This is a genomic window from Streptomyces sp. NPDC048106, assembly GCF_040706415.1.
Taxonomy (GTDB): domain Bacteria; phylum Actinomycetota; class Actinomycetes; order Streptomycetales; family Streptomycetaceae; genus Streptomyces.
This window is the reverse complement of the sequence record NZ_JBEZND010000001.1, coordinates 105,952-119,353: the sequence shown is the minus strand read 5'-3', so window position 1 is coordinate 119,353 and position 13,402 is coordinate 105,952. Positions and strand designations below refer to the sequence as shown.

The 13,402-nt window shown below is 72.0% G+C and carries 12 protein-coding genes, 1 tRNA gene and 1 pseudogene; 6 read left to right on the top strand and 8 right to left on the bottom strand.

Features of this window, described 5'->3' with window-relative positions; genetic code table 11:
* Nucleotides 1-117: 117 nt before the first annotated feature.
* Entirely contained in the window at nt 118-531 is a 414-nt protein-coding gene (locus AB0927_RS00495; RefSeq protein WP_366665236.1) for an SsgA family sporulation/cell division regulator, read from the top strand.
* Nucleotides 532-574: 43 nt separating this feature from the next.
* Here the strand turns inward: AB0927_RS00495 and AB0927_RS00490 are convergent, their stop codons facing one another.
* Nucleotides 575-1,990 carry an FAD-linked oxidase C-terminal domain-containing protein gene (locus tag AB0927_RS00490; RefSeq protein ID WP_366665235.1) on the bottom strand — a complete coding sequence of 472 codons (1,416 nt, stop codon included), beginning with the start codon at nt 1,988-1,990 and terminating at the stop codon, nt 575-577.
* Between the two features lie 91 nt (nt 1,991-2,081).
* On the opposite strand from AB0927_RS00490, the gene AB0927_RS00485 reads away from it, so the two are divergent.
* Entirely contained in the window at nt 2,082-3,572 is a 1,491-nt protein-coding gene (locus AB0927_RS00485; protein WP_366665234.1) for a tetratricopeptide repeat protein, read from the top strand.
* Nucleotides 3,573-3,726: 154 nt separating this feature from the next.
* On the opposite strand, the gene hppD is transcribed toward AB0927_RS00485, so the two are convergent.
* The gene (hppD, locus tag AB0927_RS00480) at nt 3,727-4,875 is read right to left on the bottom strand and encodes a 4-hydroxyphenylpyruvate dioxygenase (RefSeq protein ID WP_366665233.1); all 1,149 of its coding nucleotides are present in this window, start codon (nt 4,873-4,875) and stop codon (nt 3,727-3,729) included.
* A gap of 123 nt (nt 4,876-4,998) precedes the next feature.
* On the opposite strand from hppD, the gene AB0927_RS00475 reads away from it, so the two are divergent.
* The 3 genes from AB0927_RS00475 (at nt 4,999) to AB0927_RS00465 (ending at nt 6,384) form a co-directional block, all read left to right on the top strand.
* The gene (locus tag AB0927_RS00475; RefSeq protein WP_366665232.1) at nt 4,999-5,466 is read left to right on the top strand and encodes an Lrp/AsnC family transcriptional regulator; all 468 of its coding nucleotides are present in this window, start codon (nt 4,999-5,001) and stop codon (nt 5,464-5,466) included.
* 98 nt (nt 5,467-5,564) lie between these two features.
* Nucleotides 5,565-6,149, top strand: a complete 585-nt coding sequence (locus AB0927_RS00470; protein ID WP_366665231.1) for a winged helix-turn-helix domain-containing protein — start codon at nt 5,565-5,567, stop codon at nt 6,147-6,149.
* A 49-nt stretch (nt 6,150-6,198) separates the two neighbouring features.
* Nucleotides 6,199-6,384: a hypothetical protein gene (locus tag AB0927_RS00465; RefSeq protein ID WP_366665230.1), complete on the top strand. Its 186-nt coding sequence runs from the start codon at nt 6,199-6,201 to the stop codon at nt 6,382-6,384.
* 220 nt (nt 6,385-6,604) lie between these two features.
* Here the strand turns inward: AB0927_RS00465 and AB0927_RS00460 are convergent, their stop codons facing one another.
* From AB0927_RS00460 to AB0927_RS00445, 4 genes are all read right to left on the bottom strand, one after another.
* Nucleotides 6,605-7,396, bottom strand: coding sequence for a S16 family serine protease (locus AB0927_RS00460; RefSeq protein ID WP_366665229.1), 792 nt, complete (start codon nt 7,394-7,396; stop codon nt 6,605-6,607).
* A gap of 66 nt (nt 7,397-7,462) precedes the next feature.
* Nucleotides 7,463-8,104, bottom strand: a complete 642-nt coding sequence (locus AB0927_RS00455; protein WP_366665228.1) for a helix-turn-helix domain-containing protein — start codon at nt 8,102-8,104, stop codon at nt 7,463-7,465.
* Between the two features lie 301 nt (nt 8,105-8,405).
* On the bottom strand, nt 8,406-10,196 hold the full coding sequence (locus AB0927_RS00450) for a DEAD/DEAH box helicase (RefSeq protein WP_366665227.1): 1,791 nt from the start codon (nt 10,194-10,196) through the stop codon (nt 8,406-8,408).
* A 107-nt stretch (nt 10,197-10,303) separates the two neighbouring features.
* Entirely contained in the window at nt 10,304-11,770 is a 1,467-nt protein-coding gene (locus tag AB0927_RS00445) for an MFS transporter (RefSeq protein ID WP_366665226.1), read from the bottom strand.
* A 155-nt stretch (nt 11,771-11,925) separates the two neighbouring features.
* On the opposite strand from AB0927_RS00445, the gene AB0927_RS00440 reads away from it, so the two are divergent.
* A tRNA-Cys gene (locus AB0927_RS00440) sits at nt 11,926-12,000 on the top strand.
* A 245-nt stretch (nt 12,001-12,245) separates the two neighbouring features.
* Here AB0927_RS00440 and AB0927_RS00435 read toward each other — a convergent pair.
* Together AB0927_RS00435 and AB0927_RS00430 are read right to left on the bottom strand one after the other, a co-directional pair.
* The gene (locus AB0927_RS00435) at nt 12,246-12,443 is read right to left on the bottom strand and encodes a hypothetical protein (protein ID WP_366665225.1); all 198 of its coding nucleotides are present in this window, start codon (nt 12,441-12,443) and stop codon (nt 12,246-12,248) included.
* Nucleotides 12,444-12,512: 69 nt separating this feature from the next.
* Nucleotides 12,513-13,117 (bottom strand): annotated as a pseudogene (locus AB0927_RS00430) (transposase family protein); the annotation flags it as partial.
* Nucleotides 13,118-13,402 lie beyond the last annotated feature (285 nt).

Here is a 13,402-nt window from a genome sequence, read left to right as displayed (position 1 = left end):
GCCCGGTCCGAAAAAAATTTTCCGAACCCGCGTAATGCCGGGGCCGTTCCCCTCTCTGGGTAGGGGACCGCACCGAGCGGTCCCGTGCGGTTCCCGACACGAAAGGAAACCCAGGTCATGCGGCTCACCGTGGTGGAGCGGGAACTCGAACTCAAGCTGATCCTGTCACCTGAGCGGAGCATCACCGTGCCGGCCCGGCTCGGCTACCGCTCCGACGACCCGTACGCCGTCCACATCGTCTTCCACATCAACTCCGCGTCCCCGGTGCACTGGACGTTCGCCCGCGAGCTGCTGGTGGAGGGGGTGTTCCGGCCGTGCGGGCACGGGGACGTGCGGGTGTGGCCGACGAAGGCGGAGGGGCGCAGCGTGGTGCTGATGGCGCTGAGTTCGCCCGGCGGGGACGCGCTCCTGGAGGCGCCGGCCGCGCAGGTCTCCGCCTGGCTGGAGCGGACGCTGCGCGTGGTCCCGCCGGGGACGGAGGGCGGGCAGCTCGGCATCGACGACGCCCTCGACCAGTTGCTCGCCCGGTGAGCCCCCGCGGGCCGGGGCCGGGGCGGGGGTCCGCCCGGCGGTCTCAGAAGAGCTTGCCCGGGTTGAGGATGCCGAGGGGGTCGAAGACCTGCTTCACCGCCCGCTGCATCTCCACCCCGACCGGCCCGATCTCCCTGGCCAGCCACTCCTTCTTCAGCACCCCGACGCCGTGTTCCCCGGTGATGGTGCCGCCCAGTTCCAGGCCGAGCGCCATGATCTCGTCGAAGGACTCGCGGGCCCGCCGGGACTCGTCCTCGTCCTGGGCGTCGAAGCAGACGGTGGGGTGGGTGTTGCCGTCGCCCGCGTGCGCGCAGACGCCGATCGTCAGGCCGTACTTCGCGGCGATCCGGTCGATGCCCTCCAGCATGGCGCCGAGCCGGGAGCGGGGCACGCACACGTCGTCGATCATCGTGGTGCCCTTGACCGCCTCCAGCGCGGGCAGCGAGAGCCGCCGGGCCTTGAGGAGCATCTCGGACTCGGCGGCGTCCTCGGCGGGGACCACCTCGGTGGCGCCCGCGGCCTCGCACAGGGCGCCGAGGGCGGCGAGGTCGGCGGCCGGGTCCGGGGTGTCGAAGGCGGCCAGCAGCAGCGCCTCGGTGGTCTCCGGCAGGCCCATGCGCGCCATGTCGTTGACCGCCTTGACGGTCGTACGGTCCATCAGTTCGAGCAGGGAGGGGAGGTGGCCCCGCTCCATGATCCGGCAGATGGCGTCGCAGGCGGTCGCGGCGGAGGGGAACTCGGCGGCCAGCACGAGCTGCGCGGGCGGCTTGGGTTTCAGGCCGAGGACGGCGCGCACGACGATGCCGAGGGAGCCCTCGGAGCCGACGAACAGCCGGGTGAGGTCGTAGCCCGCGACGCCCTTGGCGGTGCGCCGGCCGGTGGACATGAGGCGGCCGTCGGCGAGGACGACGTCCAGGCCGAGGACGTACTCGGCGGTCACCCCGTACTTCACGCAGCACAGGCCGCCGGAGCCGGTGCCGATGTTGCCGCCGATGGTGCACATCTCCCAGCTGGAGGGGTCCGGCGGGTAGTACAGGCCGTGTTCCTCGACGGCCCGGGAGAGGGTCGCGTTGATCACGCCCGGTTCGACCACGGCGACCCGGTCGACGGGGCTGATCTCCAGGATCCGGTCCATCTTGGTGAGGGACAGCACGACGCAGCCGTCCGAGGCGTTGGCCGCGCCGGACAGGCCGCTGCGGGCACCCTGGGGGACGACGGGGACGCGCAGTTCGGTGGCGGTGCGCATGACGTGCTGGACCTGTTCCACGGTGCGCGGCAGGACCACGACGGCGGGGGCTCCGGCGGGGCAGAAGCTGGCCATGTCGTGGGCGTAGGCGGCCGTGACGTCGGGGTCGGTCAGCACGGCCTCGGGGGGCAGTCCGGCCAGGAGCCGGTCGGTGAGGCTGCCGGTTGCTGCGATGGCTTCATCGCGACGTGCTTCGATGCGGCTCATGATCACAGGTTCGCACTCACGGCCATCGGTGTGAAGCCGTCAGCCGCCTGCCTCACCCGGCGCGATCTTCTTGTCGTATTGACGCACAGTGAGCGCCATGGACAACCGAGTGAGCGAGCCGGGTACGTTCCCGAGCGGCGCGCCGCCCGCACCGCGCCGTTCCCGGCGGCTGCTGCGGCGGGTGCTGGTCACCGCGCTGAGCGGCGGAGTGGTCGCGGGCGCGGTTCTTGCCGTGTGGCCGGGGCTCGGACCGGGGGCCGCCAGCGCGCCCGCCCCGGGACCGCGGGCGCACCGGGTGCAACTGCGCGCCCCGGCGCGGGCGGCGCAGGCGCTGACCGCGGTGGCCTCCGGGGTGCCGGCGGCGCTGCCCGCCCTGACGGCGCTGATCGGGCAGCAGGAGCAGCGGGTGCGGGCCCAGCCGCGGGACGCGAAGGCGTGGGCGGTGCTGGGCACGGCGTACGTCGAACGAGGGCGCGCCACGGCCGCGGCGGCGGACTTCCCGCGGGCCGAGCAGGCGTTGGAGACCTCGCTCCAGGTGCTGGACGAGGAGCAGAACCTCCAGGCGCTGGACGGCATGGCCGCGCTGTCGCTGGCGCGCCGGGACTTCTCGGAGGCGAAACGTTACGCCGAGCAGGCCCAGGAGCTGGCGCCGGACCGGTGGTCGTCGTACTCCCGGCTGATCGACGCCGACACCGGGCTCGGCGACTACGAGGCGGTCGGCGAGTCCCTGGAGAAGCTTCTGGCGCTGAAGCCGGGCGCGGCCGAGCGGCCCGCCGTGATGGCGCGGGCGGCGGCGGTCTACCGGGACCGGGGCTGGCGCGAGGACGCGGTGGCGCAGCTGACGGACGCGGCCGCCGCCGCCCGCTCCCCCGCCGAACAGGCCGCCTATCTGACCCAGTTGGGCCAGCTCGCCTTCGAACGGGGTGACTTGCAGGACGCGTTGCGGCACTACGACGCGGCCCTGCGCCAGGACGCCGCGCAGCCGGCCGCGCCGGCCGGACGGGCCCGGGTGCTGGCGGCGCTGGGCCGTTCGGCGCAGGCGGTGAGCGCCTACCAGAGCGCGCTGGCCCGCCGCCCCGACCCGCGCGACGCGCTCGACCTGGGCGAGCTGTACGAGTCGCTGGGCATGGCCCAGAAGGCCCGGGAGCAGTACGACCGGGTGCGGGAGCTGGCGCGCCGGGAGACGTCGGACGGGGTGGACGACGAGCTGGTGCTCGGCCGGTACGAGGCCGACCACGGGGACGCGCAACAGGCCGTGGAGCGGCTGCGGGACGAGTACGAGCGGCAGCCCGGTACCGAGGTGGCCGACGCGCTCGGCTGGGCGCTGCACCGGGTCGGCGAGGACGACGAGGCGCTGGAGTACGCGACGACGGCGACGGACGGCACGAAGGGCGGCGGGGTGCGCAGCGCGCTGTTCGCCTACCACCGGGGCGCGATCGAGGCCGCGCTGGAACTGGACGGCCCCGCCCGGCGCAGCCTCCAGGAGGCCCTGCGGATCAGCCCGGCGTTCTCCCCGCTGTGGTCCCGGGAGGCGCGATCGGCGCTGGCGGCGCTGGGGGATCCGCCGGAGGTGGAGGCGCCGGGGTGAGGGCGGGGCGCGGCCGGGTGGCGCGCCCGAGACAGCCGGCCCGGGGGCGTGTCCGGGCGGGTGCGCGACGGGGACCGGCCGGTGGGTGCGGCACCGGCGGTCCCCGTCGTGGCGGCGGCGGCCTTCGCGGAGGCCGCCGCTCTCCTTTGGCTGCTTAGAGGTTGCCCCGCTTGGCCTGCTCGCGCTCGATCGCCTCGAACAGGGCCTTGAAGTTGCCCTTGCCGAAGCCCATCGAGCCGTGCCGCTCGATGAGTTCGAAGAAGACGGTCGGCCGGTCCTGGACCGGCTTGGTGAAGATCTGGAGCAGGTAGCCGTCCTCGTCGCGGTCGGCGAGGATCTTCAGCTCACGCAGCGTCTCCACGGGCACCCGGGTGTCGCCGACCCACTCGCCGAGGGTCTCGTAGTACGAGTCGGGGGTGTTGAGGAACTCGACGCCGGCCGCGCGCATGTCGCGGACGGTCTGCACGATGTCGTTGGTGTTCAGCGCGATGTGCTGGACGCCGGGGCCGCCGTAGAACTCCAGGTACTCGTCGATCTGGGACTTCTTCTTGGCGACCGCGGGCTCGTTGAGCGGGAACTTCACCTTCAGGGTGCCGTCCGCGACGACCTTCGACATCAGCGCGCTGTACTCGGTGGCGATGTCGTCGCCCACGAACTCCTTCATGTTCGTGAAGCCCATGACCTTGTTGTAGAACCCGACCCACTCGTTCATCTTGCCGAGTTCGACGTTGCCGACGCAGTGGTCGATGGCCTGGAAGGTGCGGTGCTCGGGCTGCGGCACGATCGGCTGCGCGGCCACGTAGCCGGGGAGGTAGGGGCCCTCGTAGCCGGAGCGGTCGACCAGGGTGTGGCGGGTCTCGCCGTAGGTGGCGATCGCGGCGAGGACGACGGTGCCGTGCTCGTCCTTGACCTCGTACGGCTCCTCGATCGAGCGGGCGCCCTGCGCGATGGCGTACTCGTACGCGGCGCGGGCGTCCGGGACCTCGATGGCCAGGTCGATGACGCCGTCGCCGTGCTCGGCGACGTGCTGGTCGAGGAAGCGGCCCCAGTCGCTGGACTGCTTGATCACCGAGGTGAACACGAACCGGGCCGAGCCGTTCTCCAGGACGTAACTGGCGGTCTCGCGGCTGCCGTTCTCCGGTCCGGAGTAGGCGACCAGCTTCATGCCGAAGGCGGAGGAGTAGTAGTGCGCCGCCTGCTTGGCGTTGCCCACGGCGAAGACGACCGCGTCCATTCCCTTGACCGGGAAGGGGTCGTCCTGCCGGGCGGTCGTGTCGGGAGTGTGCTGTGTGGTCTGCGTCATAGCGGAAGCGTGACCGGACTCTGCAAGGTGCGCAATAGTTTCCGTATTCACTGGGCAACTTGCTGGGTGAAGCGGCCCTTTCCTCGGGCTTTCTGTACAGGATGACCACCCCTGGGAGGGGCCGTGGCAATCGATCATCTGGACGGACGGATCATCGTGCTGCTGGCACGGGAGCCGCGCATCGGCGTGCTGGAGATGTCCCGGCGGCTCGGGGTCGCCCGGGGCACCGTGCAGGCCCGGCTCGACCGGCTCCAGTCGAACGGCGTGATCCGCGGCTTCGGCCCCCAGGTCGACCCGGCGGCCCTCGGCTACCCGGTCACCGCGTTCGCCACGCTCCAGATCCGGCAGGGCCAGGGCGCGGACGTACGGGCCTACCTGGCGACGGTGCCGGAGGTACTGGAGCTGCTGACCACGACCGGCAGCGGAGACATGCTGTGCCGCCTGGTGGCCCGCTCGAACGCCGACCTGCAACGGGTGATCGACCGGGTCGTCGGCTTCGAGGGCATCGTGCGCGCCTCCACGGCGATCGTGATGGAGAACCCGGTCCCCCTGCGGATCATCCCCCTGGTGGAACAGGCGGCGGAGGAGTGAGCACCCCGAGAGGCGGCTGACATGAGGACCAGGGATGCAAAGAAGTCGATGCAAAAGAGGCGTTGCAAAGAAGGCTTTGCATAGCTACCGTTGTACGCATGACGGAGCACGAGACCCCGAAACCGCGTCGGCTGGATGCCCGCTCACTCCGCGGGCTCGCCCACCCTCTGCGGATGCAGTTGCTGGACAGCCTGCGGATCCACGGGCCCGCCACCGCGTCCCAGCTGGCCGAGCGGCTCGGCGAGTCCAGCGGCGCGACCAGCTATCACCTGCGCCAGCTCGCCGACCACGGCTTCGTCGAGGACGCCCCGGAGCACGGCAAGGGCCGGGAGCGGTGGTGGCGGGCATCGGCCCGGCCGCTGGCGTACGACAGCGCGGACTTCGAGGACGCGGGCCCCGAGGTGCGGGGTCTGACGGAGGTCTTCCTCCAGGAGGGCGCGGCCCGGCACACCCGCGAGCTGGCCACCTGGCTCGGCACCCGGGACAAGCTGTCGCCGGCGTGGTCCCGGGCCACCGACATGAGCGACATGACGCTGCGGCTCACGCCCGAACTCGCGCTCGAACTCATCGAGAAGATGCACGAGTTGGTCGACGGCTACCGCAACCGGGTGCCCGACGCGGACACCCCCGAGGCGCAGCAGGTACGCGTCCACACGCACCTGTTCCCGATCGACCCGCAGTGACCCACCTCGCACCGAGGTGACGTGAACCGACCCGAATGAGAGGCACGCCATGGACTTCGAAGCCCAGCTCGCCCAGCAGCACCGCGCGGACCTCCACGCGAGGGCCGCCGCCGACCGTCTCGCCGCCGCGGTGAAGCCTGCGACGGAACTGCGGACGCGCGTCGGCTGGACCCTGGTCGGGCTGGGACTGCGGCTCGTCACCGCACCCCGCCCCGTCGCGGCGCTCGCGCGCTAGGGGGGTGTCCGGCGGATCTTGGTGGAGGGAAGTCACGGCACGGTTTTGACCCAGGTGAGCGGGGTCTGGTGCGTCGAGACGCAAGGCGGAGGAGGGAGTCGACGCATGGGGGTGCCCCCGCGCGAGCGAAGCCGAGCGTGGGGGAGTCGGCGACCGCCGACAACGCCGCAGATCGGCGTGCCGGACCCCGCGTCTGCGCCAAGATCCGCCGGACACCCCCCTAGCAGCTCGGTACCGCGCCCTTTCCGGTTTCCAGGGCGTGCAGGGAGTCGACCGCGCTCTTCAGGGTGGTGACCGGGACCAGGCGCAGGCCCTTGGGCAGTTGGCCGCGGGCGTCGGCGCACTCGGCCTTCGGGACCAGGAAGACGGTGGCGCCGTCCCGGCGGGCGGCCTGTGTCTTCAGGCCCACGCCACCGACCGCGCCGACCTTCCCGGCGGCGTCGATGGTTCCCGTACCGGCGATGGTGCGGCCGCCGGTGAGGTCGCCGCCCTGGCCGTCGCCGTGCAGCTTGTCGATGATCCCCAGCGTGAACAGCAGGCCCGCGCTCGGGCCGCCCACGTCCGCGAGCTTCAGCGTGACCTTGACCTTGTCGGGGCTCAGGCCGAGGTACTTCAGCGCCGCGCTGGTCGCCGCGTCCTGCGACTGCCGCATCTGCGCCGTGTTGTGCTGCTCGATCTCCTTGAGGGTGTCGCCGCTCGGGTAGACCGCGTCGCGGGGCATCACGGCCCGGTCGGTGCGGAACCAGTTGCCGACCACGTCCCCGAGGGAGAGGCGGGCGTCCGGGCCGGTGGCCTCGATGGTGACCATCCTCAGCTGCCCGTTCGTCCGGCGCGTCTCGGCGCCCTTGACGGTGATCACCTGCGCGCCCCGGTTCGCCCCCAGCACATTCGCCGTCATCCCCGGCTGCGCCACGGAGAACGGCAGCGGCGCGAACCCCGCGGTGGCGATCAGCGCGACCACGGGGATCGCGCACAGGACGAGGGCCTGGCGGCGCGTGAGACGTGAGAGCACGGGTTCAATTTACGTGACGGGGGGACGTGCGGCGCCGCGGTGTCCCGGCGCCCCTCGCCGGGCTCGTCAGCGCAGCGCCTCCGCCACCTCCCGGGCGGCCTCCACCACCCTCGTCCCGACCCGCTCCGGGACGGAGTCCGCGAGCATCACCACGCCCACGCTGCCCTCCACCCCGGTGACCCCCACCAGCGGCGCGGCCGCCCCGCACGCGCCCGTTTCCAGCTCCCCCTGCGTCAGGGTGCACGCCGGCTCCGCCGTGGGGCAGCGCCGGGCGGACAGGATGGCCCGGCCCGCAGCGCCGCGGTCCAGCGGGTGCCGGAAGCCCGCCCGGTACGCCACGTGGTAGTCGGTCCACGTCGGCTCGACCACCGCCACCGCCAGCGCCTCGGTGCCGTCGACCAGCGTGAGGTGCGCCGTCGCGCCTATCTCCTCGGCCAGCGACCGCAGCGCGGGCAACGCGGCCTCCCGTACCAGCGGATGCACCTGGCGCCCGAGCCGCAGCACCCCCAGCCCCACCCGGGCGCGGCCGCCGAGATCACGTCGTACCAGAGCGTGCTGCTCCAGCGTGGCGAGCAGCCGGTACACCACGGTCCGGTTCACGCCCAGTTTGTTGGCCAGCTCGGTGACGGTGAGCCCGTGGTCGGTGTCGGCGAGCAGCTTGAGGACACGCAGTCCCCGGTCGAGCGTCTGAGAGGTCTCCGCGGTCACGACCCCCACTCCTTCGGCGGTGAGGTCGGCGAGCCCCCGAGCGGAAAATGCGTCACCGAGTCCCGTCGGCGACGCGCTCCAGAGGCCGCCGATCGGCAGGACGGCCCGGCGGCTCCGGACCCTGTCGCTTTCACGGCTGCGCTCCGCGGCGGCACTGCCACGGGGCGTATGCGTAGCGGGACATTAGCGAAGCGGGTTCGCTCAGCGGAAGCCTTCGTCCAGAATCCGGTCAACGACGAAGGCAGACTGACGGTATTCGTCCGGATACGTACGGCAGCGTAACTACCGCCGACGCCTCACGTCACCGCATCCGCGTCGCCCACTCCTGCACCTTGTCGATCCGCTGCTTGAGCTGTCCCGCCGTCGCCTCCGCGCTCGGCGGCCCGCCGCACACCCGGCGCAGCTCCGTGTGGATCACCCCGTGCGGCTTGCCGCTCTGGTGGACATAGGCGCTGACGAGCGTGTTGAGCCGCTTGCGCAGCTCCATCATCTCCTTGTGGGAGACGATCGGACGCCGCTCGGCGGGCAGTTCGAGCAGGTCGGCCTCGCTGTCCGGCCGCTTCTTGCTGTGCGCGATCTGCCGGGCCTGCCGCTTCTGGAGCAGCAGCTGCACCTGGTCGGGCTCCAGCAGTCCGGGGATGCCGAGGTAGTCCTGCTCCTCCTCGCTCCCCGGGTGCGCCTGCATGCCGAACTCGGCGCCGTCGTAGAGCACCCGGTCGAAGACGGCCTCGGACTCCAGCGCCTCGAAGGAGAACTGCTCCTGCTCGCCGGTGTCCTCGTCCTGCTCCTTGTTCGCCTCCTCCATCTCCTTCTCGGATTCGGCGTACGGGTCCTCCTCGCCCTCCCTCTTCGGCTTGTCGAGGGCGTGGTCCCGCTCCTTCTCCATCTCGTTGGCGAAGGTCAGCAGGTCGGGCACCGTCGGCAGGAAGACGGAGGCCGTCTCGCCGCGCCGCCGGGACCGTACGAAACGGCCGACGGCCTGCGCGAAGAACAACGGGGTGGAGATGGTGGTGGCGTACACGCCGACCGCGAGGCGGGGCACGTCGACGCCCTCGGACACCATGCGCACCGCGACCATCCAGCGATCCGTGCTCGCGCTGAAGTCGTCGATGCGCTTGGAGGCCCCGGCGTCGTCGGACAGGACGAGCGTGGCCTTCGTACCGGTGATCTCGCGGATCAGCTTGGCGTACGCGCGGGCGGAGTCCTGGTCGGAGGCGATGACGAGGGCGCCGGCGTCCGGGATGCCCTTCCTGACCTCGGTGAGCCGCTGGTCGGCGGCGCGCAGCACGCTCGGCATCCACTCGCCGCGCGGGTCGAGCGCGGTGCGCCAGGCCTGGCTGACCGCGTCCTTGGTCATCGGCTCGCCGAGCCGGGCGGCGATCTCGTCACCGGCCTTGGTGCGCCAGCGCATCTGCCCGCTGTAGGAAAGGAAGATCACCGGGCGCACGACGCCGTCGGAGAGCGCGGAGCCGTACCCGTAGGTGTAGTCGGCGGAGGAGCGGCGGATGCCGGCGTTGTCCTCCTCGTACGTCACGAACGGGATGGGGTTGGTGTCGGAGCGGAACGGCGTACCGGTCAGCGCGAGCCGCCGGGTGGCCGGTTCGAACGCCTCCAGGCACGCCTCGCCCCAGGACTTGGAGTCGCCGGCGTGGTGGATCTCGTCCAGGATCACCAGGGTCTTGCGCTGCTCGGCACGGTTGCGGTGCAGCATGGGCCGCACGCCGACGCCCGCGTACGTGACGGCGACGCCGTCGTACTCCCGGCCGAGCGGCCCGGCGCTGTACTCGGGGTCGAGCTTGATCCCGACCCGCGCCGCCGCCTCGGCCCACTGCTTCTTCAGGTGCTCGGTGGGCGCGACCACGGTCACCTGCTGCACCACGTGGTGGTGGAGCAGCCACGAGGCGAGCGTCAGGGCGAAGGTGGTCTTGCCGGCGCCGGGCGTGGCGACGGCGAGGAAGTCACGCGGCTGCTCCTGGATGTACTTCTCCATCGCCCCCTGCTGCCAGGCACGCAGCTTGCCGGCGGTACCCCAGGGCGCGCGGCCGGGGAAGGCGGGGGAAAGGTGGTGGGAGGAAGCGGCGGTAGTAGTCACGGTCTCCGTGGTCAGGTTCAGTCGGCTACGTATGACAACCGGGCCACCCTACCGGCGCCACCCGCCCCTCCGGCCCCGAACGGCACCGGGTCACCGCCGGGTGGGACTCACGTCACAACGCCCGCCGCCTCCGCGACCGCCGGCTCCTCGCTCCCGCAGCGGGTCGTCACCCACACGCCCGCCAGCGCCACCACCGCCATCGGCAGGAAGACGGCGGCGAAGGCGGCGGGGTGGGACGAGGCGGACCCCGAGGTCGCGGAGGTACCGCCGCCGAGGGCCGCGCAGGCGGCGCCCGCGGCGGCGAGGAGGAGGGCGTTGGAGAGGGCGTCGGAGATCTGGAGGGCGGCGGAGTTGGCCCCGGCCTCCTGCGGCGCTGACAGCCGCAGCAGCAGGACGCTGGTGGAGGAGACCACCAGGCCCATGCCGAGACAGCCGAAGGCCCAGACGACGGCCACCGTCCACGCCGGCACGGAGCGCACCAGCACGCTCGGCGCGGCCACCAGCGCGGCGACGACCAGGACCATGCCGACGGTCATCAGCCGCTCCCGGTACGGCGCGAGGCGCGGCCGGGACTGCAGCCAGGAGCCCAGCGCCCAGGTGCCGCCGCCCGCGGCCAGCGAGAGTCCGGCCAGCGTGGGCGACAGGCCGCGCTGGGTGACCAGCATCAGCGGCACGAAGGACTCGGCGGCGACGAAGGAGCCGGCGCACACCCCGCGCAGCAGCACCACGGAGGGCAGGCCGCGGGCGGCGCGGTAGGTGCCGCGCGGCAGCAGGCCGCGGACGGCGGGCACCAGCAGGGCGGCGCCGGCCACGCCGGGAACCAGGGAAAGGGGGCGGAGGTCCTGGGCGGCGTACTGGACGAGTCCGGCGCCGAGGGCGATACCGAGGGCGAGCCGGATGCGCCGGCGGTCCAGGGGCGCCGCGGCGGCGTCCGCGTCGACCGGTCCCGACGCCCGGCGCCGTATCTGGGGCAGGGCGAGGGCCAGCGGGAGCACGACGAGGACCGGGATGCCGAGGAACACCCAGCGCCAGCCGAGCTGTTCGGTGACGGCGCCGGAGGCGAGCGGGCCGACGACGGACGGCACGACCCAGCCGGCCGCGAACGCCGCCATGATCGCGGGCCGCAGCCGCTCGGGGTAGGCGCGGCCGACGACCACGTACAGCGCGACGATGACCAGCCCGCCGCCTAGGCCCTGCACGGCCCGGCCGAGGATGAACACCCACATCACCCGGGCGGTGCCCGCGATCACCAGGCCCGCGGCGAAGGCGCCGATGCCGGTGGTCAGCGCGGCGAGCGGGCCGCGGCGGTCGGCCCACTGACCGGCGAGGACCATGCCGAAGAGACTGGTGGTGAAGAACCCGGAGAACGCGAAGGCGTACTGCGCCACGCCGTGCAGCTCGCGCGCCGCGACGGGCATCGCGGTGCCGACGGCGGTCGCCTCGAAGGCGATCAGGAACACGACGGAGACGATGCCGACGCTCAGCGCCCGGTAGGCCCGGCCCAGCACCCCGCCGTCCTGCTCGAAGTCTTCCGCCACCACGACGTCGTCGGCACGGGATCCCAGGACACTCATGCCCGCCAGGGTAAGGCCCGCAACCCCCGATGACTCCTGTCCCGGCTCCCTCCTCTCCCCTGCCTCCTGTGAACGCCGTATGGCAGTCACGTTGCGGCCACGCCGTTTCCCTTGAGCCCTCCCGAGCCGCGGCTCTACGGTCGTTCCATCAACACGGCCGTGTGCCCGAGTGGTTCAGGGACTCGCCTGCAAAGCGAGTTACGCGGGTTCGATTCCCGCCACGGCCTCCACTGAGCTCTTTCCAACCTGCTGCATCGTTCGGTGCTGGTGGCGGATGTCTACTGGTACGGGTTCAGCTCGGCCCGGTGGCTCGAAACCGCGTAAGAAGCGAACGGCCGGGGGTGCTGTCCGGATCGAAGGTCTGGATGCCCTGCTGCTCGTCGGGGACCGCGGGTCCCCACAGGCGGGCGCCGTGACATCGGAAACAGAAGGCGAGCTCGAAGAGGAGGGCCGTGGCACTGTGGGCCCGGATGCCTCAGCCAGGGACGAAGCAACGCTGCCGCTCGCCCTCGGGTAGCTCGGTGATCAGCACCAGGACCTCTCGGACCTGCTCCGCCTCCCACAGCGCGGTGTCCTCGCCAGCCAGTGCGTCCGAGAACGGGTTGCGCATGGCCGCGGTGATGCGGATGACCTCGATCAGCTCCGTCTGGGTACTGACGGCGGGAAGCAGCATGGGGGCAGCATCGCCGATCCCCGGCCCGTGGACCAGGGCTTTTGCTCGGGTCGAAGCCGCAGGGCCCGCTTATCCGGCCAGGTGGAGGGCGAGTACGGCCTTGACCAGGTCGGTGATGCGGGTGGTACTGCAGCGGAGCTTGCGCAGCAGCCGCCGGGACTTCAGGGTGGCCATCGCCTGCTCGCCGACCGCGCAAATCTTGGCGTGGGAGACGTTGACGGCTTTCTGGCCTGCGGAGATCTTCTCCCAGCGGCCGCGGTAGGGGACGCGCACGGTGCCGCCCGCACCCTGGTACCCCTTATCCGCCCAGCACCGGACGCCGGCCTCGGCCAGCGCCTCGATGATGCCGTGGGTGCGGGCGGCCTTGATGTCGTGTACCGCGCCGGGCAGGGCGGGCGAGGCCCATAGCAGCCGCTCGAAGGGATCGGTGATGACCTGCACGTTCATGCCGTGCTTCTTATGCTTCCCGGAGTAGTAGGGGCGGTCGGCGGCGATCCGGTCGATAGGCAGCAGGGTGCCGTCGAGGATGACAAACGCCCTGCGTGCGGCGGTGCGGGCGGCCGTGGCGAGGTCCGGGGCGACAGCGGCCAGGATTCGACCGCCTCGGCGACGTAGCGGTAGACGGTAGCGATCCCGACGCTGAACCCGGCCGCGAGCTGGGTGCAGCCGCAGCGACATGCGAAGGCCCCGCCCGCGATCACGCGGAACAAACAGGGCGAACCAACGACCTGGTCATGCACCCACGACCTCTGAAGAATCGAGGCCAACACGGACCATGGCGGCGGTCCATCTCCTCGTCCAAGGAATGAGGGCTTATACCGAATCCGGAGTCATTGGCTTTCCGTCCCTCGCTACCCCCGCCAAGGGAAAGGCCGTGCTCGCAAGTCTGACCGATAGCTTCGCTCTGCACTTTGCCGCCCTCGGCGAGCAGCCGTGATTCCGGCAGAAGCGATCATGCG